At 62.7% G+C, this 20,585-nt stretch carries 24 protein-coding genes; 10 read left to right on the top strand and 14 right to left on the bottom strand.

The features are described from left to right. Positions 1-70: 70 nt before the first annotated feature. From DXY02_RS11690 to DXY02_RS11675, 4 genes are read right to left on the bottom strand one after another with little or no spacing between them, the layout of a single operon-like run. Positions 71-1,756 carry an NAD+ synthase gene (locus DXY02_RS11690; RefSeq protein WP_114989498.1) on the bottom strand — a complete coding sequence of 562 codons (1,686 nt, stop codon included), beginning with the start codon at positions 1,754-1,756 and terminating at the stop codon, positions 71-73. After that, complete coding sequence (locus DXY02_RS11685; protein WP_114989497.1) at positions 1,756-2,337, bottom strand: nicotinate-nucleotide adenylyltransferase; 582 nt, start codon at positions 2,335-2,337, stop codon at positions 1,756-1,758. Before DXY02_RS11685 ends, DXY02_RS11690 begins: the two co-directional genes overlap by 1 nt. 1 nt (position 2,338) lies before the next feature. Further along, positions 2,339-3,634: a GTP-binding protein gene (locus DXY02_RS11680; RefSeq protein WP_114989568.1), complete on the bottom strand. Its 1,296-nt coding sequence runs from the start codon at positions 3,632-3,634 to the stop codon at positions 2,339-2,341. Further along, complete coding sequence (locus DXY02_RS11675) at positions 3,631-4,629, bottom strand: CNNM domain-containing protein (protein WP_114989496.1); 999 nt, start codon at positions 4,627-4,629, stop codon at positions 3,631-3,633. Before DXY02_RS11675 ends, DXY02_RS11680 begins: the two co-directional genes overlap by 4 nt. Before the next feature lie 87 nt (positions 4,630-4,716). On the opposite strand from DXY02_RS11675, the gene DXY02_RS11670 reads away from it, so the two are divergent. Beyond that, complete coding sequence (locus DXY02_RS11670; protein WP_114989495.1) at positions 4,717-6,042, top strand: aminopeptidase P N-terminal domain-containing protein; 1,326 nt, start codon at positions 4,717-4,719, stop codon at positions 6,040-6,042. A gap of 41 nt (positions 6,043-6,083) precedes the next feature. Here DXY02_RS11670 and DXY02_RS11665 read toward each other — a convergent pair whose 3' ends face one another. Continuing rightward, positions 6,084-6,854: a TIGR01548 family HAD-type hydrolase gene (locus tag DXY02_RS11665; RefSeq protein WP_114989494.1), complete on the bottom strand. Its 771-nt coding sequence runs from the start codon at positions 6,852-6,854 to the stop codon at positions 6,084-6,086. Positions 6,855-6,908: 54 nt separating this feature from the next. Here DXY02_RS11665 and DXY02_RS11660 point away from each other — a divergent pair, with 54 nt between their 5' ends. Next, a complete protein-coding gene (locus DXY02_RS11660; protein WP_114989493.1) occupies positions 6,909-7,424 on the top strand; it encodes a 30S ribosomal protein PSRP-3 in 516 nt (171 codons plus the stop codon). A 169-nt stretch (positions 7,425-7,593) separates the two neighbouring features. Here DXY02_RS11660 and atpC read toward each other — a convergent pair whose 3' ends face one another. Beyond that, complete coding sequence (gene atpC / locus DXY02_RS11655) at positions 7,594-8,004, bottom strand: ATP synthase F1 subunit epsilon (protein ID WP_114989492.1); 411 nt, start codon at positions 8,002-8,004, stop codon at positions 7,594-7,596. A 74-nt stretch (positions 8,005-8,078) separates the two neighbouring features. Beyond that, positions 8,079-9,542 (bottom strand): F0F1 ATP synthase subunit beta, encoded by a 1,464-nt coding sequence (atpD, locus tag DXY02_RS11650; protein WP_114989491.1) that lies wholly within the window; start codon positions 9,540-9,542, stop codon positions 8,079-8,081. 222 nt (positions 9,543-9,764) lie between these two features. Between atpD and groES the strand changes: the two genes are divergently transcribed. The 3 genes from groES to DXY02_RS11635 all read left to right on the top strand — a co-directional run bounded on the left by groES (position 9,765) and on the right by DXY02_RS11635 (position 12,355). Continuing rightward, positions 9,765-10,076, top strand: coding sequence for a co-chaperone GroES (groES, locus tag DXY02_RS11645; RefSeq protein WP_006850452.1), 312 nt, complete (start codon positions 9,765-9,767; stop codon positions 10,074-10,076). Positions 10,077-10,153: 77 nt separating this feature from the next. Continuing rightward, positions 10,154-11,788, top strand: a complete 1,635-nt coding sequence (gene groL / locus DXY02_RS11640; RefSeq protein WP_006851861.1) for a chaperonin GroEL — start codon at positions 10,154-10,156, stop codon at positions 11,786-11,788. Positions 11,789-12,001: 213 nt separating this feature from the next. Then, on the top strand, positions 12,002-12,355 hold the full coding sequence (locus DXY02_RS11635; RefSeq protein WP_006851842.1) for a hypothetical protein: 354 nt from the start codon (positions 12,002-12,004) through the stop codon (positions 12,353-12,355). 277 nt (positions 12,356-12,632) lie between these two features. Here the strand turns inward: DXY02_RS11635 and secG are convergent, their stop codons facing one another. Together secG and gpmI are read right to left on the bottom strand one after the other, a co-directional pair. After that, on the bottom strand, positions 12,633-12,863 hold the full coding sequence (secG, locus tag DXY02_RS11630) for a preprotein translocase subunit SecG (RefSeq protein ID WP_114989490.1): 231 nt from the start codon (positions 12,861-12,863) through the stop codon (positions 12,633-12,635). Beyond that, on the bottom strand, positions 12,863-14,500 hold the full coding sequence (gpmI, locus tag DXY02_RS11625) for a 2,3-bisphosphoglycerate-independent phosphoglycerate mutase (RefSeq protein ID WP_114989489.1): 1,638 nt from the start codon (positions 14,498-14,500) through the stop codon (positions 12,863-12,865). The genes secG and gpmI overlap by 1 nt, the downstream gene beginning before the upstream one ends. 107 nt (positions 14,501-14,607) lie before the next feature. Between gpmI and pyrR the strand changes: the two genes are divergently transcribed. After that, positions 14,608-15,159 (top strand): bifunctional pyr operon transcriptional regulator/uracil phosphoribosyltransferase PyrR, encoded by a 552-nt coding sequence (gene pyrR, locus DXY02_RS11620; protein WP_114989567.1) that lies wholly within the window; start codon positions 14,608-14,610, stop codon positions 15,157-15,159. Here the strand turns inward: pyrR and DXY02_RS11615 are convergent. From DXY02_RS11615 to DXY02_RS11605, 3 genes are all read right to left on the bottom strand, one after another. Continuing rightward, entirely contained in the window at positions 15,143-15,364 is a 222-nt protein-coding gene (locus DXY02_RS11615; protein ID WP_025362490.1) for a ferredoxin-thioredoxin reductase variable chain, read from the bottom strand. The genes pyrR and DXY02_RS11615 overlap by 17 nt on opposite strands. A gap of 30 nt (positions 15,365-15,394) precedes the next feature. Beyond that, on the bottom strand, positions 15,395-16,240 hold the full coding sequence (locus DXY02_RS11610) for a hypothetical protein (protein WP_114989488.1): 846 nt from the start codon (positions 16,238-16,240) through the stop codon (positions 15,395-15,397). 101 nt (positions 16,241-16,341) lie between these two features. After that, positions 16,342-17,916, bottom strand: coding sequence for an Hsp70 family protein (locus DXY02_RS11605; RefSeq protein ID WP_114989487.1), 1,575 nt, complete (start codon positions 17,914-17,916; stop codon positions 16,342-16,344). A gap of 62 nt (positions 17,917-17,978) precedes the next feature. Between DXY02_RS11605 and DXY02_RS11600 the strand changes: the two genes are divergently transcribed. From DXY02_RS11600 to DXY02_RS11585, 4 genes are all read left to right on the top strand, one after another. Next, the gene (locus DXY02_RS11600) at positions 17,979-18,263 is read left to right on the top strand and encodes a hypothetical protein (RefSeq protein ID WP_114989486.1); all 285 of its coding nucleotides are present in this window, start codon (positions 17,979-17,981) and stop codon (positions 18,261-18,263) included. Positions 18,264-18,305: 42 nt separating this feature from the next. Further along, positions 18,306-18,533: a DNA-directed RNA polymerase subunit omega gene (locus DXY02_RS11595; RefSeq protein WP_025362489.1), complete on the top strand. Its 228-nt coding sequence runs from the start codon at positions 18,306-18,308 to the stop codon at positions 18,531-18,533. A gap of 10 nt (positions 18,534-18,543) precedes the next feature. After that, positions 18,544-18,915 carry a DUF1818 family protein gene (locus DXY02_RS11590; protein ID WP_114989485.1) on the top strand — a complete coding sequence of 124 codons (372 nt, stop codon included), beginning with the start codon at positions 18,544-18,546 and terminating at the stop codon, positions 18,913-18,915. Between the two features lie 313 nt (positions 18,916-19,228). Then, entirely contained in the window at positions 19,229-19,474 is a 246-nt protein-coding gene (locus DXY02_RS11585; RefSeq protein ID WP_114989484.1) for a DUF2811 domain-containing protein, read from the top strand. Here the strand turns inward: DXY02_RS11585 and DXY02_RS11580 are convergent. Together DXY02_RS11580 and DXY02_RS11575 are read right to left on the bottom strand one after the other, a co-directional pair. Continuing rightward, complete coding sequence (locus DXY02_RS11580) at positions 19,426-20,154, bottom strand: hypothetical protein (RefSeq protein ID WP_170951578.1); 729 nt, start codon at positions 20,152-20,154, stop codon at positions 19,426-19,428. The genes DXY02_RS11585 and DXY02_RS11580 overlap by 49 nt on opposite strands. Further along, a complete protein-coding gene (locus DXY02_RS11575; protein ID WP_114989566.1) occupies positions 20,138-20,584 on the bottom strand; it encodes an EVE domain-containing protein in 447 nt (148 codons plus the stop codon). Before DXY02_RS11575 ends, DXY02_RS11580 begins: the two co-directional genes overlap by 17 nt. Between the last annotated feature and the right edge of the window lies 1 nt (position 20,585).

The raw sequence follows: 20,585 nt of genomic DNA, 5'->3' as shown, positions 1-20,585 counted from the left end.
GGCTTTAAGGAGATCCCTTCAATCTGGCTCCGCTGCGCACAACCCGCCACATCACCAGGGTGGGATGGCTTTAGGTCGCTGCAATGGGCAACCGCCAGCCGCTGCCGAAGGCCTGGGGGCTCACCTTGAGCAACGGTGCCGCCTGGCGTCGCTTGAACTCGGCCCGTTTCAGCAGCCGTTCCACCCGCTCCACCAGGGCGGGATCATGGCCGGCCGCCACCAGGGTTGGTCCAGACTGGCGCTCCTGGATTAGGGCTTTGAGCAGGGCGTCCAGAGCGTCGTAGTCGGGCAGGGAGTCGCTGTCTTTCTGGTTGGGCCTTAGCTCGGCGCTCGGTGGTTTGCGTCGAATCGCCTCCCCCACCAGCTCCCCGTGGGTCGGGAGTCCCAGCGCCTTGCGGCAGCCCCGGGCTGCGTCGCTGTCGAGCCAGTCGCACAGGGCAAACACGCTGGTTTTGTAGAGATCGCCAATCACCGCAAGCCCGCCGTTCATGTCGCCATAGAGGGTGCAGTACCCCACGGCCAGCTCGGATTTGTTGCCGGTGGTGAGCAGCAGTTGGCCCTGCTGGTTGGCCACGGCCATCAGCAGGGTGCCGCGAATGCGTGATTGCAGATTTTCCGCCGTCACGCCCTGGGGCGTTTCCCCCAGCGGTGCGGTGAGGGCCTGGTCGTAGCCCTCCATCAGGCCGGCGATCGGCACTGTGTTGGTCTGCAGTCCCAACCGTTCGGCCAAGGCCAAGGCGTCGTCGATGGATCCAGCCGAGCTCCAGGGGGAGGGCATCAACAGCGCTGAGACCGCCTCGTTCCCAAGGGCTGCGCTGGCGATCACGGCCACCAGCGCTGAGTCGATGCCGCCGCTCAACCCCAGCAATGCCTTGTTGAACCCGCATTTCCGGGCGTAGTCACGCACCCCAAGCACCAGGGCGCGGAACAGCCGCTCCAGGGGATCCATGGGTTGAATCTGGCCGTGGGACTGCACAGGGGTGGGATGACCGCTGTCCCAGACCGCCAGGTGCTCCTCACAGACGGGGAGCTCCAGCTGCACGGCGCCATCGGCTTCCACCACAAAACTGGCCCCGTCGAACACCAGCTCGTCGTTGCCCCCCACTTGATTGAGGTAGATCAGTGGGCAATTGAGGCGTTGCGCCGCCGCCGCCGCCAGCTGTTGGCGCAAGGCTGGCTTGGCGGCATCGAAGGGGGAAGCCGCCAGATTGATCACCAGATCCGGCTGTTCGGGGATCAGTTGATCGATGGGATCCGGTCCGTCCAGGCGCTCGCGCTGCAGGCCGTCATCCACCCAGAGGTCTTCGCAGATGGTGAGGCCCAGTCGCTTCCCGTTGGGCAGGCTGAGCAGGCAGGGGCCATCACCGGGGCGGAAGTAGCGCCGCTCATCAAAGACGTCGTAACTGGGCAGCAGTTGTTTCTGGGCAATCGGCCGCCAGCCCAGGCGATTCACCAGCACCACACTGTTGTGCAGCCGTGGACTGCGGGCATCTGATGCGGGCAGCGCAGCTCCCACCAATAGGGTGACGCTGCTGTTCAGTTGGTTCACCAGCCACTGCAGCACCGTGTTCTGTAGCTGGATGCGGCTGGGCTCGAGCAACTGGTCCCGAGGGGGATACCCCCAGAGGGAGAGTTCAGGGGTGAGCACCAGATCAACAGCCTGCTCTTCTGCCCTGCGCACGGCCTCCAGAATCCGCTTCGCGTTGCCCTCGAAGTCGCCGACCACGGGGTTGAGTTGCGCTAGGGCGATGCGCATCAGCAGAGGCTCCCCGAAAGGCCGTACAGATTGTGCTGGAGCAACAGCGGCCATACCGCTTCAGGGATCTGCGCTGGATTCGGTTGCTGGCGCAGTTGCGAACTGGCGGTGGCGGGAACCTCCAGATCCAGCAGCTCCACCTGTCCGCCCAGGTCGCGCAAGGCCTGCAGCGTCGCCTCCTCGAGGGGCCAACCCTTGCGGGGGGCGATGGCCAGGCGGCACTGCGGCAGCCAGCAATCGCTCTGTTTCCAGCGGGGAATCTGGCCAGCGAGATCGCTGCCTACCACAAACACAAGGTTGCGATCAGGCCAATGCTGGGCGGCTCGTTGCAAGGTGATCAAGGTGTAAGGGCTGCTCAGATGCTGGGCCAGCTCGAGACGTTCATCCTGCAGTTGCTGCACCAGCTGGCCGAGCAGCACCGCTCGCAACTCCAGGGGGGCATCGTGCTGTTTCAGGGGATTGTCGCTGGCCCATGTCGCCACCTGGCCGAAGCGGTTCAACAGCCCCTCCAGCAGCACCTGATGGCCGCGGGTGGGTGGATCGGCGCTGGTGCCCAGCAAAGCGATGGCAGCAGCGGTCATCTCAGGGCAGCAGTGGTTGCAGATCCTGCTCCAGGGCTTTGGGCCAGCGCAACAGCCAGTGGTGCACCACGGGATCTCGTTCGGCCAGGCGGCGTAACAGCGAACCGGGTTGTCCACCGCGCCGTCGCAGCAACTGCTGCGCCACCAGACGCCCCGTTCGGCGGCTGGCATGCACCGCCAGGGCGGCCTGGGCCACGGCCACCGGGGCTGCAGGTGCCATGCTGGCGCCGCCGCTCACCGGCACCAGCAGCAGCAGGGCCTGCTTGAGGGCCGCCAGCCCCAGCTGCACCCCGCCCAACAAGGCGTTGTGGCTGGAGAGTCGGGTGAGCAGCAGCCGTGCCGCCGCTGGCGTCATCGGCAGGTTGTAGAGACGGCTGAGCTGCAGCACCAGGGCGGTGTCGCAGGCCATGCCTCCGGCCATGTCCAATGCCATTACAGGGTTGACGGCCACGCCGGTGGCTTTGGCGGCTGCATAACGACCGATAAGGCTCTGGGCCGTGCGGCGGTGCTGTTGCAGCCGCAGTGCTTGGCAGGCCCTCTGGAAGCGGTCGGCCTGGCGCAGCGACTGAATCGCCAACAGCAGGGTGCCTTCGTTCTCCAGCTGCCGGCAGAGCTGCTTCTGCAGATCCTGCACCTGCGGCGTCGTGATCGTGCTGCGCACCCGCCCATCGGCCTGGATTTGGGGGCTGCGGGGCGCTGCCGCTGCCGCGGTGATCGGTAGATCCACCGGCAGCCGGGCGCGGATGCTGCGCAGCAGTTCGGCACGTTCCTGCTCTGGCCAGCGGTCGCTCCGGTTCAGCACCAGCTGCAGGGGCTTGCCGCTCTCCAGCAGCGTTTGTAAGGCCTCCAGGTCGGCCCGGGTCAGGTCACTGTCCACCACCAGCAGCACCAGATCAGCCCCCATAGCTACGCGGGAGGCCAAGCGAGCCCGCCCGGCGGCATCGATTTCATCAATGCCGGGGGTGTCTACCAGTTCCACCCTGGTCAGCCCGGCAATCTCCACGGGCCAGTCCACCGCCTGCTGATGGCGGGTGCTGCCGTGGGCGACATCCGTTGCCAGCAGTGGCCGGCGGATCAAGGCATTGATCAGGCTGGATTTGCCGACCCCCACCCGACCAAACAGAGCAATGCGCAGGCGTTGTTGCTGCAGCCGTTGCAGCTGACGATCCAGCAGCCGCAATTCACCCCCCAGCAGTCCCTGGTCCCGTGGGCTCAGCTGAAGCTGACTGCGCCAGTGCTCCAGCAGCAGCTGGCAGCGCTCAACGGTATGGGGCGGGGTGGGTTGCATCCCGCTCATGCTGCCGGCTTGCGCCACCAGCCGGCCAGCACGGCCAGCACCGATTCGGCACCGATCACGCCGACAAAGCCACCGAATTCATCCACCACCACGCGCACACCACCGCTGTCGCGCCGGAAGCCCGTCAGCAGTCGATCAGCCCGGATCATCTCGGGCACGTATTCCACCGGTTCGCAGAGGTCAACGGGTGTTAGCAGGCCGCGGTTCTCTAACAGGGCAGTGAGCACGCGCTCGCGGCTGGCCACGCCAAGCACCTTGTCCACTTGATCGCCCAGCACCACCCACCAGGGGTCGTTCGTGCTCATCAGCTTGGCCCGCTGGGCTTCGATGCTGAGGCTCCCATCCAGGGTGGGTGCCGCCACCCGCGGCGTCATCAGGTCGCGGGCGGTGAGGTCGTTGAGCTGAAACACCTTGCCGATCATCGCGGCTTCATCGGCTTCGATCTCTCCCTTCTGGGAGCCCAGGCGAGCCAGCAGACGGATCTCCTCTTCATTGGTGCTGAGTTCCGCTTCGGCGGTGATGGCCGGCAGCATCCGTTCCAGCAGCAGCACCAGCGGCCTGAGCACCAGGCCGAGCCAATGCAACAGGGGTGCGCTGGCCAGGGCCACCGGAAGGGCCAGACGGCTTCCGAGGGCTTTGGGCAGGATTTCACCCAGCAGGATCACCAGGACAGTCAGACCCACTGAGAACACCGGCAGTGCCACACCGCTGATGTTGCGCTGCTCGAACACCCAGGCGGCATAACCGCCCAGCATCAGGCTGCCGAAAATGTTGAAGCCGTTGTTGGCGATCACCAGAGCCGACAGGGTGCGCCCCAGCCGTTGACGCAACTGCGCCAGCCGCCGTGCCCCGGCCACGGGACGTTCCCGGGCCGCCAGCTCGTGCACTCGGATTGGACTCACGGTCAACAGAGCGGCTTCCACTCCGGAACAGAGGGCCGAACCCAGCAGCACCACCAAAACCAGCAGCAACAGCACCAGGAGATCGGAGCTCATTGCCGTCTGAAACTCCTTGCATCGTAGAGGCCCTGGCCAGTTCGGCCTTGCCAACTGCCATCCTGTTCCCCTGAACGCTCTGCTGCTGTGAACGGTTTCGACTCCGGCATCCACGCGCGTCGTCGCGCCCTGTTCATGGAGCAACTCGGCGCTGCCGCCGCGGTGATTCCGGCCGCGGCATTGGCGACCCATCACGCCGACTGCGAATGGCCCTTCCGGCAGGACAGCGATTTCTTTTATCTCACCGGTTTTGATGAACCGGATGCGGTGGCTCTGCTGCTGCCGCATCGACCGGAAGGGGAGCGCTACGTGCTGTTTGTGCAGCCCAAGGACCCGGCGGCTGAGGTGTGGACCGGCTTCCGCTGGGGCACCGAAGGCGCGGTGGAGCGCTATGGGGCGGACCTGGCCCATCCGCTGGATCAGTTGAGCGAAAAACTGCCCGAGTACCTCGCCGGTGCCGAAGCCATCGCCTTCCGGGTGGGCCGCCATACATCGGTGCAATCGATGGTGCTTTCGGCCTGGGGGCGGCAACTGGACACCTATGCCCGCACGGGGACGGCGGCCCTGGGCCTGGTGGCACCAACGCCGATCCTGCATCGCCTGCGGCTGCGCAAGGAGTCCCATGAGTTGGAGCGTTTGCGGGAGGCCTGCCGCATCTCCTCAGAAGCCCACGAGCTAGCCCGAACGATGACCCGTCCGGGCATGAACGAAGCCGAGGTGCAGGCGGCAATGGAGGCCCACTTCCGCAGCAACGGGGCCCGCGGTCCTGCCTACGGATCCATCGTCGCTGGTGGTGATAACGCCTGCGTGCTGCATTACACCGCCAATACGGCCCCGCTGCAGGACGGTGACCTGCTGCTGATCGATGCCGGTTGTTCGCTGGAGGATTACTACAACGGCGACATCACCCGTACCTTCCCGGTGAATGGCCGCTTCACGGCGGAACAGCGGGAGCTCTACAGCTTGGTGCTGGAGGCTCAGGAAGCTGCAGTTGCCGTTGTGGCTCCCGGCGGCACGGCGGAGGCGGTGCACGACACCGCCCTGCGAATTCTGGTGGAGGGCCTGGTGGACCTGGGCCTGCTGATCGGGGATGTGGACGGCATCATCGAGCGAGGCGACTACCGCCACCTGTACATGCACCGCACCGGCCATTGGCTTGGTCTGGATGTGCATGACGTGGGGGCCTACAGGCTCGGTGAGCAACCTGCGCCGCTGGAGCCAGGCATGGTGCTCACCGTTGAGCCCGGTCTTTACGTCAGCGATCGCCTCAGCGTGCCGGAAGGACAGCCAGAGATTGACGATCGCTGGAAAGGCATCGGTATCCGCATCGAAGACGACGTTGCCGTCACCGAGACCGGACATGAGGTGCTCACTGCCGGCGCCCTCAAGAGCGTTGCTGCAATGGAGCGCTGATCGCCTCGATCAGCGGGGAGTTTCGCGGACCGCAGTTGCCCTTATCCCGCAGCTCCTTCCCACTGCAAGACCGCTTCAGTGGTCGTCAGCACTTGATCAGCGCCCGCCTCCCGCAGCCGTTGCTCATAGATGTCGCGCGCCGCAGCCTGCTCTGGGGTTTGCAGGTGAGGCGGTGCCACCGCCAGGCTTACGAATGGTTGTTCCGGCCAGCGTTCCCGGGCCTGGATCACGGTGTGCACATCGGCCACGGTGTCGCCGAGATAGGCCACCTGAACTCCCTCGGCACTGGCCCCCAGTGCTTTGGCCAGGCGGATCAAGCCTGTGGGGTCCGGTTTATCGGGGGCATCTCCCATCGCGATCAGGGGCGGGTCCTGGAGCCCCAGGCGCTGTTGAAGCACGAAGCGGGCTGAGGGTGGTTCCGCGCCACTCACAAATCCCCAGCGCAACTCGCGCTTCGACAGCGTGGTGAAAAAGCTGGCGTCCACCAGAAGAGGCTCATCACCGATGAAGCCCGTCCATTGGCTGGGGTCTCCGTCCGGATCTCCGCCGAAGTAGAAGCCGCTGAACACATCGATCAGCGCGGCGCGATCCGGCAGCTCAGCACCATGGCGCCGCAGAAGTTCAAGGCTGGCGTCCCAGTCGTTGTTCCAGGCTCCTTCAGCCTTCAACGCATCGATGACATCAGCGCTGGGCTGCCAACCGCAGTAGTGCTGCACAGTGCATTGAAGGGCCCGTCGATAGCTGCCCGCGACATCGCGGATCACACCATCGATGTCGAACAGCAGGATGGTTAGGGATCCCAGAACGTCCAATGGGGAGCGGCTGGTAGGTTAGTTGTTTGTATTTCTGTCTTGAGCGCTGACACCATGACGGTCACCGAAGGCGCTGCCCCTACCGACCAGGAGGTCGCGACTCCGTCCGCCGACGCGGCTGAAGGCGCCACCCAGGCAGCTGAAACCACTGAAAAGCCTGCAGCCAGCGAAGCTGAAGGCCGTCCTGTGCTGAAGGGCGCCGCCGCGGCTCTGGCCACGGCCACCATCGATGCTGATGGTGTTCCTTCCGGTTACACCCCCAAGGCCGATGAGGGCCGCTTCCTGCTGAAGATCCTCTGGCTTCCCGACAACGTGGCCCTTGCGGTTGATCAGATCGTTGGCGGTGGCCCCAGCCCCCTCACCTCCTACTTCTTCTGGCCCCGTGAGGATGCCTGGGAAAGCCTCAAGACCGAGCTGGAAGGCAAGAGCTGGATCACTGACAACGAGCGGGTTGAAGTGCTCAACCAGGCCACTGAGGTGATCAACTACTGGCAGGAAGAGGGCAAAGGCAAGAGCCTCGACGAGGCCAAGGCCAAGTTCCCCGACGTCACCTTCTGCGGTACCGCCTGATTCCGCTTTTCAAGTTGATGATGCAAACCTGCCTTCGGGCAGGTTTTTTTATGCCTTCACGTGGCTTGGCTGGTGTTGGGAAAACGAACGGACAAACCACACCACGAAAAAGGCCAGGGGCGGTAACCCCTGGCCTTTGGCGACGTCATCCTTGAAACAGGGGGATGAATCAGTCGGCCGTTTTGCTGGCCTGAAGGCGAGCGCGGGCTTCATTCAGCTGTTGCTGTGCCTTGAGTTTTTCCGGCGAAGCGGGTTGGCCTTCCATGCCAGCCACCACGGTGGAGGCCTTCTGGAAAGCGGCTTCGGCGGTGGCGGCATCGATGGAGCTGCCAAGTTCGGCCTTGTTCACCAAAACGGTGACTTCATCAGCATCCACTTCGGCGAAACCACCCATCAGAGCGATGGAGTTCCATGCACCGTTGGCACGCACCCGCAGTACACCGATGTCGATGGCGGTGAGCAGGGAGATGTGGCCGGGCAGGATGCCGAGTTGACCGGTGGTACTGGGCAGGATCACCTCGTCGGCGCTGCCATCAAAGACGTTCTGGTCTGTTGCCAGCACGCGGAGGGTGAGGGACATGAACCTTGGTTCGAAAAGAGAACGGACTGTCGAGAAACACGTGATCGGGGGTGTGAATCACACCCCCGCAGGGATCACTTGGTTTCGGCGGCGATCTTCTCGGCCTTGGCTTTCACTTCCTCGATGTTGCCCACCAGGTAGAAGGCGGCTTCGGGGAGGCTGTCCAGCTCACCGGAAAGGATCTGGTTGAAACCAGCGATGGTCTCCTCCAGCTTCACGTACTTGCCGGGCATGCCGGTGAAGATTTCAGCCACGAAGAAAGGCTGGGAGAGGAACTTCTCCACCTTGCGGGCACGGTCCACGGTGCGACGGTCGTCTTCCGACAGTTCGTCGAGACCCAGAATTGCGATGATGTCCTGCAGTTCCTTGTAGCGCTGCAGGGTGGACTGCACAGCGCGGGCGGTGCGGTAGTGCTCATCACCCACCACAGCTGGCTGGAGCATGGTGCTGGTGGAATCCAGAGGATCCACAGCGGGGTAGATGCCCTTGGAAGCCAGGGCACGGTTCAGCACCGTGGTGGCGTCGAGGTGGGCAAAGGTGGTGGCCGGTGCGGGGTCGGTCAGGTCGTCAGCAGGCACGTAAACGGCCTGGATCGAGGTGATCGAACCTTCAACGGTGGATGCAACACGCTCCTGCAGGGCACCCACGTCGGTGCCCAGGGTGGGCTGGTAGCCCACAGCAGAAGGCATGCGACCCAGCAGTGCGGACACCTCGGAGCCGGCCTGCACGAAGCGGAAGATGTTGTCCACGAACAGCAGCACGTCCTGCTTGTTCACGTCGCGGAAGTGCTCAGCCATGGTCAGAGCGGAGAGGCCCACACGCATCCGGGCGCCGGGGGGCTCGTTCATCTGGCCGTAGCAGAGGGCCACCTTCGACTTGGACAGGTCGCCGGCGTTGATCACGCCGGATTCCTTGAATTCCTCGTAGAGGTCGTTGCCCTCACGGGTGCGCTCACCCACACCACCGAACACAGACACACCGCCGTGCTCCTTGGCGATGTTGTTGATCAGCTCCTGAATGAGCACGGTCTTGCCCACGCCGGCGCCGCCGAACAGGCCGACCTTGCCGCCCTGGCGATAGGGAGCCAGGAGGTCGATCACCTTGATGCCGGTCTCGAACACCTTGGGCTTGGTCTCAAGCTCAGTGATGTTGGGGGCATCCCGGTGGATGGGAGCGGTCGCCGTGGTGTTGACGGGGCCCTGCTCGTCGACGGGCTCGCCCAGCACGTTGAAGATGCGGCCGAGGGTGCCTTCACCCACGGGTACGGAGATCGGTGCACCGGTGTCAACGGCTTCCATGCCGCGCACCAGACCGTCGGTGCCACTCATGGCAACGGCACGAACCCGGTGATCACCCAGAAGCTGTTGAACCTCAGCGGTCAGAGCGACGTCGTCACCTGCGGGGTTTTTCCCCTCGATGCGCAGGGCGTTATAGATCTTGGGCAGTTTCCCGGCGGGAAATTCAACGTCCAGAACCGGGCCGATCACCTGACGGATCACACCCTTGGTGCCAGCAGATGCAGGAGCAGAAGCGACCATAGGAAGGAGAGTTGCGGGAACAGGCGCTGCGCGCTCGGACCCATTCAGAGCGGCGCAACCATACCACCGCTGTGGTTGCGCCCCCCCGGTTCGGTCACCCGCACAGCTTGGGGTATGGCCCGGGGGGTGGTCGCTTGCATACGTTGGCACTCATCGGCATCGAGTGCCAACTCGCGTCGATGCGTGGCGCATTGCGCCCTGTCCCTGCTCCTGCAAGTACCCATGGCTGCTGTTTCTCTCAGCGTCTCGACCGTTAAACCCCTCGGCGACCGCGTGTTCGTCAAGGTCTCTGAATCCGAAGAGAAGACCGCCGGCGGCATCCTTCTGCCTGACACCGCCAAAGAAAAGCCCCAGGTGGGTGAAGTGGTTCAGGTGGGCCCCGGCAAGCGCAACGACGACGGCAGCCGTCAGGCTCCCGAAGTTGGTGTGGGCGACAAGGTCCTCTACAGCAAGTACGCCGGCACCGACATCAAGCTCGGCAGCGATGAATACGTGCTGCTGTCCGAGAAGGACATCCTGGCTGTCGTCAACTGAGATCAGCCCTGCTGCATTGCGGCTTGAGTCTCAACTCAGCCTCCTTTAACCATCCTCTTCATTAGGAACCGCCTTCCATGGCAAAGCGCATCATCTACAACGAGAACGCCCGTCGCGCTCTCGAAAAAGGCATCGACATCCTCTGCGAAGCCGTTGCCGTGACCCTGGGTCCCAAGGGCCGCAACGTGGTGCTCGAGAAGAAGTTCGGTGCACCCCAGATCATCAATGACGGCGTCACCATCGCCAAGGAGATCGAGCTCGAAGACCACATCGAGAACACCGGTGTTGCTCTGATCCGTCAGGCCGCCTCCAAAACTAATGACGCCGCAGGTGACGGCACCACCACCGCCACCGTTCTGGCCCACGCCATGGTCAAGGCGGGTTTGCGCAACGTGGCTGCCGGTGCCAACGCCATCACTCTGAAGAAGGGCATCGACAAGGCTTCCGATTTCCTGGTCAGCAAGATCAAGGAAATGGCCAAGCCCATCGCTGACAGCAATGCCATCGCTCAGGTCGGCACCATCTCCGCTGGCAACGATGAAGAAGTCGGCAAGATGATTGCCGATGCCATGGACAAGGTTGGCAAGGAAGGTGTGATTTCCCTCGAAGAGGGCAAGTCCATGGAGACCGAACTCGAGGTCACCGAGGGCATGCGTTTCGATAAGGGCTACATCTCCCCTTATTTCGCCACCGACACCGAGCGGATGGAAGCCGTCCTCGACGAGCCTTACATCCTTCTCACCGACAAGAAGATCGGTCTGGTGCAGGATCTGGTGCCCGTGCTGGAGCAAATCGCCCGCACCGGCAAGCCTCTGCTGATCATTGCTGAGGACATCGAGAAGGAAGCCCTGGCCACTCTGGTGGTGAACCGTCTGCGCGGTGTGCTGAACGTGGCCGCTGTGAAGGCTCCTGGTTTTGGTGATCGCCGCAAGGCCATGTTGGAAGACATGGCTGTGCTGACCAACGGTCAGCTGATCACCGAAGATGCCGGTCTCAAGCTGGAGAACGCCAAGCTCGAGATGCTGGGCACCGCCCGTCGCATCACCATCAACAAGGACACCACCACCATCGTTGCCGAGGGCAACGAGGCGGCTGTCGGCGCCCGCTGCGAACAGATCAAGAAGCAGATGGACGAGACCGACTCCACCTACGACAAGGAGAAGCTGCAGGAACGCCTGGCCAAGCTGGCCGGTGGCGTGGCTGTGGTGAAGGTGGGTGCGGCCACCGAAACCGAGATGAAGGACAAGAAACTCCGTCTCGAGGACGCCATCAACGCCACCAAGGCGGCTGTTGAGGAAGGCATCGTTCCTGGCGGTGGCACCACCCTGGCTCACCTGGCTCCGGCCCTGGAGCAGTGGGCAGCCTCCAGCCTGTCCGGCGAGGAACTGATCGGCGCCAACATCGTGGCTGCTGCTCTTACCGCTCCGCTGATGCGCATCGCTGAAAACGCAGGTGCCAACGGCGCTGTTGTGGCTGAGAACGTCAAGGCTCGCGCTGGTGCCGAAGGCTTCAACGCTGCCTCCGGCGAGTACGTCGACATGCTGGCTGCCGGCATCGTCGATCCCGCCAAGGTGACCCGCTCCGGTCTGCAAAATGCCGCATCCATCGCTGGCATGGTGCTCACCACCGAGTGCATCGTGGCTGATCTGCCTGAGAAGAAGGAAGCAGCTCCTGCCGGCGGCGGCATGGGCGGCGGCGACTTCGACTACTGATCGACCTTCGGGTGGTTGGGAGACCACCCGAACTCAAGTCATGCCAAGAGGTCCTGCGGGGCCTCTTTTTTATGTTCGGATGCTGTCTTGTAAGAACTAGTTTTTACAAGACATGTGGCGCCTGGGGCCGGCGTTGGTTGCCGGCCATGAAGGATTGGGAGGTGCGGAGAGGTGCCGGCTAACGTCTTGCTGTGTATCGATGTGTCGGGACAAATGCCCCAGCGCCCCGGAGCTTTCGCCGCCCAGTTCGCTCCGGAGACGCTGCAGCGTTTCAAAGCCCTTTGCCGACAACAAGACAAGGCCTACTCCAAGGTGTTGGAGCGTCTTGCCTTGTTGTATGTCGAAACGGATGGAGGCATTCTTTCCCCGGCCAGCACGGCTTCTGCTCCCTCAAAAGGCGTGCAAAAAAGGCAAGTTCAGGTTGAATCTTTGCAAAACAAGTTGTTGGAGGATCTGTTGAAGCGGGTTGAAATCCTTGAAAAGAAGGAAACAAAAACGTTGTACGAGCTTGATCGGGTCTACAAGGAAATCGCTTTTCTGAAATCAGGGTTGCAAAGCCCTGAGTAATGTTTCTGGAATCTGAAGTCTGACGGCTTAAGTTCAAGGCCGCTAGGGTTCTCATTAATTCAGGCTGCTTGAAGAATTCTTGGTTTGTTGATCTTGCAATACCGCCTAAGTTGTTCCTCAGTCTTCTTGATTCGTTCTCTATGTGCTTTCTTGTGTAACTTCTGGTCGCAAAATTGATTGGAACAGAGCGGCAAGTTGATGAGCAGCATTCCAACCATCAGCTTGAAGCTGCCTTCAAAATATGTGTGCTGGAAATTGAGTTTGTGAGCGGGTTGGTTTAGTTCAACCAGCCAGCACTCAGGATCACAGCCAAGGTCAAAAACAACGCCAGGCATGTCCATGTCAGACGGTTCAACGTTGCTTCGGCGCTGCTGGCGCTGCTGAACATGGAGCTGCCGCTTGCCGCCAAGCCACCCATGCCATCACCTTTGGGGCTATGGAGCAGCACCAAGACGATCAACAGAAGGCCGGTGCCGATCCAGCTCCAGGACAAAATTGAGGTAAGCATCAAACGGAAAGAGGAAGGCGAGCGGTCTTGGGGGTGGGGTCCATGTTGGACATGGGGGCAATCAGGCTTTGGCCAGTCATGGCAGCCGGTTGCGGAAGGTCAAGAATTTGCAGCAACGTCGGAGCGATATCGGCCAGCCCCCCGTTATCGCGCAGTGTGATGGCGTTGCCATGGCCAGGCAGTTTGCGCCGTTCTCCTTCGATCAGGATCGCAGGCACAGGATTGGTGGTGTGGGCTGTCCAGGCTTGGCCATCCGGACCCTTCATCAATTCGGCATTGCCGTGATCAGCCGTGATCAGCATGGTTCCGCCTTGGCGTCCCACCGCATCCAATAACCGGCCAATGCAGGCATCCACGGTTTGGATGGCTTCCTTGGCGGCCTCCATCACACCGGTGTGCCCCACCATGTCGGGGTTGGCGTAGTTGATCACAATCAGCGAATAGTCCGCCTTCTCAATGGCAGAAATACAGCTGTCGGTGAGTTGCTCCGCCGACATCGCCGGTGAGAGGTCGTAGGTGGCGACCCTCGGCGATGGCACCAAGTGACGGTCTTCTCCCGCCAGTGGCTGTTCGATGCCACCGTTCATGAAGTACGTGACGTGGGGATACTTCTCCGTTTCAGCGGTGCGGTACTGCTTCAGCCCGGCGTCTGCCACCACCTGCCCCAACAGTTGGTCGAGCGGCTCGGGGGGGAAGGCCACTTGAACGGGAAGGTCTTGTTCCACCTGGGTGAAGGTGACCACATCCAATTTCGGCGTGTGGCTGCGCTCGAAGCCCTCGAAATCGGTGAGGCAGAGCGCTTGTACGATCTGGCGGGCGCGATCGGGTCGGAAGTTGAACACCAGAACGCTGTCACCGTCTTTGATGACGCTGTTCTGAAGCCGCACCGGTTCGAGGAATTCATCGGTGATGTTCTCGGCATAACTCTCCGCCAGCACCTGCTCTGCCGTCCGGCTGTCGACGGCGATGTTGGGATTGGTGTAGAGGTTGTAAGCCTTTTCGATCCGCTCCCAGCGCTGGTCCCGGTCCATGGCCCAGTACCGGCCACAGAGGCTGGCGAGCTGGCCAACGCCGCTTTGGCTCAGGGCCGCTTCCACCTGGCTGATGTATCCCGGAGCGCTCTGGGTCGGTGTGTCGCGACCATCGGTGATGGCATGCACGGCGACATCAGAGATGCCGCTGTCCGCTGCCCACTGGATCAGTCCACAGAGATGGTCCACGTGGCTGTGGACGCCCCCATCGGAGCAGAGGCCGAGCAGGTGCAAGGTGCCGCCTCGTCCTTGGGTGCGCTCTGCCAATTCCTTGAGTGCCTGCGTGTCGCCCAGTTGGTTGCTGCGCACCGTGTCGCTGATTCGCACCAACTCCTGGCGAATGATGCGGCCGGCTCCGATGGTGAGGTGGCCCACCTCAGAGTTACCCATCTGTTGATCGGGGAGGCCCACATGGGAGCCACTGGCCTCAATCAAGGTGTGTGGATATGCATGCCACAGGGCATCCATCACAGGAGTGCCGCCTTGCTGAATCGCGTTGTGCTCGCTCGCGTTCCTGTAACCCCATCCATCAAGAATGGCGAGAACGACCGGTGCCACTGTCCCGGAGCGTCCTGAACCGTTGGTAATGCTTTTCCCCACGTTCACCCGCGACCGACGGTTCTTAAGGACTCTTGCAGAATCAACTTAACGCCACGCCAGCCCTCAAGCTGCAGTTTCAGCCAATTCCCACACCCCGCAGCGCTCAATCCTCCATGGCCGACCCTGAACGGATCGAAATTCTCTCGGAGCGTGAGCTTGGTCTAACGCTGTCGCGTTTGGCGTCGCAGGTGTTGGAGAGCGCCGAAGACAGCCGTCGGTTGATGCTGTTGGGGATCCCCACCCGCGGCGTTCAGTTGTCCAGGGTTTTGGCGCGGGAATTGGAGCGGTTGACAGGCCACGCCATCTCCCAGGGGGCCATTGATCCCACGTTCCATCGCGATGATCTGGAGCGCATCGGCACCCGTCTGCCCCAGCTCACGACTCTCCCCACCAGCATTGAGGACCGCCAGGTGATTCTGGTGGACGATGTGATCTTCACAGGGCGGACGGTGCGCGCCGCCCTGGAAGCCATGCAGAGCTGGGGGCGCCCGCAGCGAGTGATGTTGCTGGCCATGGTGGATCGAGGCCATCGGGAGCTTCCGATTCAGCCTGATTTCTGTGGTCGCGTTGTGCCGACTCGACGCAGCGAAACCATCGAGCTCCGCCTCAGGGATGTTGATGGTGAGGAGGGGGTGTTCCTGAGCCGACTCAGCCGGCAGGCTTGAGTTCGTCGGCGCGGAAATGGGCCTTGTAGCGGCCGAAGGCAACGATCACAGGAAGCGTTGGACTGATCACCCGACCCTTCCAATCATTGAGAACGTTCGCCACCTCTCCGGTCTGCCCTTTCATGTCAAAGGCCTGGCCCCGGTGTTCGGGATGGTTGAACACAACGACGGATGCCTCCACCGTCACCCTGTCGCCCGCCTGCATTGCACCTGAGTCATCCACGGGTTCATCTTGTCACGGGCTCGGGGACGAGCGTCGACAGAAACTTTCCGGTCCGTCCTCTTCGACGCGACCGCCAAGGTCGCTGCAGCCCATCGAAAAGGCCGTCCAGGGGTCCAGACCTTGGAGCAACTGATCCTCGACGGCGGCATCCAGCCGGTCACCGCTGATGACGTCGGCACGCACCGCTGGGTGCTGTTGGTGTTGCTGGGCCTCATCGAGGGCCTGAATGGCACTCTCCACCTCTTGACGGGTGGCACTTGCCTGCTGCTGCCACCAGGGATGGTCGAGTTTGTTGAGGCTGTCCAAGGCCTCCCACCAGCGTTCTTGCTCCACCAGTTGAACTAGCCGACGCTGTTCCAATTGGTTGCGGTTCCAGATCTCCATCAGCGTTGCACTGAGTTGGCTGATGGAGCTGCGCGCGCTGCCTTTGAGGGGATCCAGCAACGCGAGTGCCTGCTGCAGGTCTCCCTCACGAAACAGAGCAATCGCCTGATCCATCAGAGCCTGGCGCCAGCGTTCGAGGGTCTTGCGATGGAGGGCAAGGTCGCCATGGCCCGAGGCGACCAGTTGCTGCTGCAGCGTGAGGGCAGCGATCGCATCGCCTTGGTCCCAGAGATGTTCGGCGTGCTTCTGGCGGCAGAGGGCCTGCTCCTGCGGTGCGCCCTGTCCCAACCAGCGCAGGGAGGCGAGTTGCTCACTGGTGCGGATGCAGGCCTCGTAGTCGTTGGCAGCGAGGGCACTCTGCAGCCGCTTCGGCAGTTGTTGTTCCCACCAATAGGCACCTGTCGCAATCGCCAGCACCAATCCCAGAGTTCCAACACCCCAGAGCCGAAGCAGCAGTTGACGCGGTGCCGCCACGAAGGGTGGAGCTGAACGTTGGTTCTGTTTTATGGAGTGACGGCTCCCGTTCCAAGGGCCTGTGGACGGACGTCTTATCGGACAGTCTTTATGGGTCAGTCTTATCGGACAGCCCCCAGCGTTGGCTGGGACCACGTCCGACCTGAACGCAGATCGTTGATCTCCAGCTGAAGCTGCGCTTCTTGATCAATGCTCCAGCGCAGCCGTAGGCAGTCTTCGCCCTGCTCTCCGGCGGGATCCAGAGGCAGCACCAGCTCGATGCCGGGCCAAGGCTGATGGGAGACCTCCCCGGCGGTCTGCTCCTGCAGGGTCGGCAAACCATTGATGAAGACCACGCTGTGGCTCCCCTGCGGGATGGGCTCCCCCAGCACCAGCTCCAAGCTGCGTTGACCGGTGCGGCTGGCGGCCAGCACCAGCTCCAGGGGGGCGGGGCTCGGCCAGGGTTGACCGGCCACGAAGAGGGGGTGCCAGCGGTGGCTGTTGCTGCGCTGATCCCAGAAACGCAGGGAAACACCGTGTTGCAGCACATCCCGAATGGCAACCCCTGGCGTGAGTTGAAGCGCACCCAGGGCCACAGCCTCCACCGGTGGCGGGGTGAGCAAGGGCGCTGGCGCCGTGTGCTCGGAGAGCCACTGGCGCAGGAGGGGCAGCTGGGCACCGCCGCCGACGGCCACTACGCCCTCCAGATCTTCAAGGCTGCAGTTATTGCGGCGACCGCCGGCGAGACAGCTCTCCAGCAGTTGTTCGAGGGCGTCTCCGAAGCCGCGCTCCAGCAGAAGCGCGTTGAGTTCGCTGCGCGACAGGCGGAGCTCATGCTCCTGCTCATCCACCGCCAACTCCATCAGGGGCTCGCGTTCGCCTAAGTCGGTGTTGCTCAGCCGGCATTTGAGCCGTTCGGCGGCATTGAGCAGGGGGGTGCTGGCGGGTTGACCCGGGCAGCAGCGGTCCACAATCCAGCGATCGATGTCACGGCCCCCGAGGCGCAGCCCGGCTTTGCCCAGAACCTTTGCTGTGCGCAGCATCTGGCGGCTTTTGTCCCCGAGGCTGCGCCCCCCCAGCCGCAGCAATTGGGCTATCGGTGCGGCACGACCTTCCCCTCCTTCCAGAGCCACCAGGGCCAGATCCAGCGTGCTTCCGCCCAGGTCCACCACCAGCAGAGTGGAACCAGCGGGAAGCCCTGCACCCATGGCGGCTGCTGTGGGTTCATCCACCAGGGCGATCTCGGCCACCGGCAGCGTGGTGCAGGCCTGCAGCAACCAGCTGCGATACGCCCGGTAGCACTCCACCGGGGCGGTCAGCACCAGCCGCTCCACCGGGAGATCGCTGGGGAGCCGGCTCCAGATCTGTTGAAGCAGCTGTTCTCCAGCCCAGCGGGCTGCGTCCTGCTCTGGGGCATCCGCTTGACCGATGCGGCCTTTGAAGTCGCGATGCAGACGGCTGTCAACGGAGTCATTGAGGCCTGACTCGAGCACCTGCCGACCAATTAGGGGGCATTGGGATGCCTCCCAGACCAGGGTGGGAATTTCACCGGCCCGGCTGCAGATGGCGGGCAGGTTCAGCAGATCGGCCCTTGTGGAGGTCGGTCCCTGATAGGCCACCACCGTGGTGGTGCTGCCCAAATCGATGGCGAGTGTTCCGCCCCGTTGGTCTGAATGCTGAAGCTTTTCTTCGCCCACGCGATCTCTGACCGTGCTCAGGGCACGGTGAAGTCAGGATGAGACTAGGGGGACTGGCGGCGATGGATCGATTGCAACAGCTGATCTTCTCCTTCTACCGGGAAGATCCTGAACTGCAGGAGAGGCTGGAGCCGCTGCGGAGCTGTCGCATGCGTCGCAGCTGGGGCAGCATCCGCATCGAGTGCATCGATGATGCGCATCTCGAGGAATTGAGTGGTTTGGTCGCTGATCTGCGCTTGCCCCTGGCGGCTTTGGGGATGGGGCGCCAGATCGTGTTGCGGGTTCCAGGCTCCCGTCAGCGGGCTTACCCCATGCACGTGCCCTTTCACACCGATCAGCTGGCCTGAGACGGTCACCAATTAATCTGAACTTGTTTGATCAAGAAGCCTGTGCTTTCGGCCGGAGTGGATTCCAAGGATCTCGCCAAGCGTGGCGAAAGCTTGATTCGTCAATCAAGTAACCGCTATCTGACGACGGTGCGGATCGCCTTCCGGGCCAAGCAGCGCCGCTTCGACGACTTCGACGGTCTGCTGGAGGAGTCCAGCGTCAAGCCGGTGCAACGGGCCATCGTGGAATTGAGCGACGAGCAAGACCAGCCCGATCTGCTGCCTGGTTGATCCATCGGCTGTGATTCAGCAGGAGGGGGACGGATGGCGGGTGTCGCACGACCCCTCCCGCGGCGAATTTTGCGTTCTTGTGGGGGGAGAGCGCTGGGCGTTTGAGTTGACCGAGTCGGAGTGGCGGGATCTGGTGGATCTTGTGGCAACCCTGGAGCAGCAGCACAGGGGTCTGGTTGACCAACTGATGCCCGAGGAATCGATTGAGCTGGAGCTGGATCGTGGCGTGTGGTGGGGATGCTTGAGCGGTGATCGCAGCCAATGGGAGTTGCGCATCCTGCTCACCCCGTTGGAGGGACGTGCGGCGCAGGGGGAGTGGCCGGCCCCAGCGGCGGCGGCGGCCGCAGCGGCCTTGAGAACGTTGTGGGACTCGCAGCATTGATTAATCCAGCTAATCGTTTTTGAGTCATTGATTTCCCCCGCCCTTTGCCTGTCGCTCTGCACAGTTTTTCCACAGGCCATGGGCCGTTAACGCCGCCCTGGCGGGTTTCTGTGGAAATCCCCCGTTTGTCGTTGTTTTTGCTTGACGATGGCAGCGGGCTGCGCAGTTCCGTCTAGGCCGGCGCTTCGACCAGTGCAGGAGTGGCTTTCTGGCAGGGATCTCGCTTGGAGATTCGTGAGAATGGCCCCGTGTTGGGGGCTCTTGACGGCGGCGCCGTGGTGTGGAGAACTAGTGTTCGTTTCGAAGTGAAAAGATGCCGGAAGGCCTTGAGCAAGCCGCGGCTGAGACCAGTGTTGTGAGTTTCCAATCGGAAGTGCCGCAGCCCCTCCAGCAGGCCATGACCCACTTCATCGAAGAACATCCGAACTGGGATCAATACCGTTTGGTTCAGGCGGCGCTTGCCGGCTTCCTGATGCAGAATGGTCAGGCATCCCGGGAGATCACCCGGGTTTACGTCGGAAACATGTTCCGCCGAGAAACGCTGATCAATGGGGTCTGAGGCCGGCAGCAGGCCATCAGCACCAGGGCGCTGAATGGGAGGCTGAGCAGCAGCCCCAGGGTGGCCCCGATCAGCCCCAGAAGATTGAGGCCGAGCAGCATCCCCAACAGCGCCAGCACCTTGAGCCCATTGCGGTGCACCAGCTGTCGGCTGTGGTCCATCGCCTGAAGCGCTCGGCAGCGCTCGTGCACGAGCAGGGGCAGGGCCAGGGTTTGGCTGAACAGCCAGCTCAGCAGCACCACTCCCCCCAGCAGCACGCTCAGACCTGCCAAGGCCGTGCTCCAGCGTCCGAGCGCCCAGCTCAACGACTGAATCAATCCGACGCCCCCCAGCACCAGCACCAGCTCAAGCATCACCAGGGTGAAGGCCCGGCGCAGCAGCTGTCTCCAGCTCTGTTGGGGGCGGTCGTCGCGTCGGTCGGGGAGCAGGCCATCCGTCAGTTGCAGCAGGCCCAGGAGAGGCAGCAGCGGAAGCACCAGGCCGATCAACACTGAGAGGTCCCCCAACCGATTGAGCCATGGGGATCCCGCCAGGCGCAGGTCGTGGCCGATCACCGCAGGGCCGCTGGCACTGATCAACACCAGCGCCGCCAAGCCAATACAGCGCCAGGGCCCCCGGCTGAAGCCGATCCAGGCCCGTGGCAGCAGCGTGACCAGTGGGATTTCAGTGGAGCTGGCCAAGCCGTGAAAGGAGGTCGTTGGCGGTATCGGTGGGGACCGGAAGGATCGAGAGCCTGTTGCCGCGTTTGATCACGGGCAGCTGCTCTTCGCTGTAGAGCTCCCGCAGTTGGTCGAGGCTGAGCAGGGCGTCGAATTCGCCGAGGAATCGCAGGCGTGCGCAGTCCCAGCGTGGTTTCTCGGGGCTTGATTTGGGGTCGTAGTACTTGGCCGTGGGATCAAATTGCGTGGGGTCCACCAGGCCGGTCTTCATCACTTCCATCAGCCCGATGATCCCGGGGGGCTTGCAATTGGAGTGATAAAAAAATGCTTGGTCTCCCACCTCCATGCTGCGCATGAAATTGCGGGCCTGGTAGTTGCGAATGCCGTCCCACAGCGTGGTGCCCTCGCGCCGCAGATCATCGATCCCGTAGGCGTCGGGTTCGCTTTTCATC

Source organism: Synechococcus sp. N19, assembly GCF_900474045.1.
Classification (GTDB): Bacteria; Cyanobacteriota; Cyanobacteriia; order PCC-6307; family Cyanobiaceae; genus Parasynechococcus.
The sequence above is the reverse complement of the archived record's forward strand: the minus strand, read 5'-3'. Positions and strand labels throughout refer to the sequence as shown.

Coding starts and splice junctions, on each gene's coding strand:
- DXY02_RS11635 (WP_006851842.1), top strand. CDS start 12,002: ATGCCCCAGCGCCCCGGAGCTTTCGCCGCCCAGTTCGCTCCGGAGACG.
- secG (WP_114989490.1), bottom strand. CDS start 12,863: ATGCTTACCTCAATTTTGTCCTGGAGCTGGATCGGCACCGGCCTTCTG.
- DXY02_RS11680 (WP_114989568.1), bottom strand. CDS start 3,634: ATGAGCGGGATGCAACCCACCCCGCCCCATACCGTTGAGCGCTGCCAG.
- DXY02_RS11675 (WP_114989496.1), bottom strand. CDS start 4,629: ATGAGCTCCGATCTCCTGGTGCTGTTGCTGCTGGTTTTGGTGGTGCTG.
- DXY02_RS11615 (WP_025362490.1), bottom strand. CDS start 15,364: ATGCAGGCGGGCGACAGGGTGACGGTGGAGGCATCCGTCGTTGTGTTC.
- atpC (WP_114989492.1), bottom strand. CDS start 8,004: ATGTCCCTCACCCTCCGCGTGCTGGCAACAGACCAGAACGTCTTTGAT.
- groL (WP_006851861.1), top strand. CDS start 10,154: ATGGCAAAGCGCATCATCTACAACGAGAACGCCCGTCGCGCTCTCGAA.
- DXY02_RS11575 (WP_114989566.1), bottom strand. CDS start 20,584: ATGAAAAGCGAACCCGACGCCTACGGGATCGATGATCTGCGGCGCGAG.
- DXY02_RS11685 (WP_114989497.1), bottom strand. CDS start 2,337: ATGACCGCTGCTGCCATCGCTTTGCTGGGCACCAGCGCCGATCCACCC.
- DXY02_RS11600 (WP_114989486.1), top strand. CDS start 17,979: ATGGATCGATTGCAACAGCTGATCTTCTCCTTCTACCGGGAAGATCCT.
- DXY02_RS11660 (WP_114989493.1), top strand. CDS start 6,909: ATGACGGTCACCGAAGGCGCTGCCCCTACCGACCAGGAGGTCGCGACT.
- pyrR (WP_114989567.1), top strand. CDS start 14,608: ATGGCCGACCCTGAACGGATCGAAATTCTCTCGGAGCGTGAGCTTGGT.
- atpD (WP_114989491.1), bottom strand. CDS start 9,542: ATGGTCGCTTCTGCTCCTGCATCTGCTGGCACCAAGGGTGTGATCCGT.
- groES (WP_006850452.1), top strand. CDS start 9,765: ATGGCTGCTGTTTCTCTCAGCGTCTCGACCGTTAAACCCCTCGGCGAC.
- DXY02_RS11585 (WP_114989484.1), top strand. CDS start 19,229: ATGCCGGAAGGCCTTGAGCAAGCCGCGGCTGAGACCAGTGTTGTGAGT.
- DXY02_RS11690 (WP_114989498.1), bottom strand. CDS start 1,756: ATGCGCATCGCCCTAGCGCAACTCAACCCCGTGGTCGGCGACTTCGAG.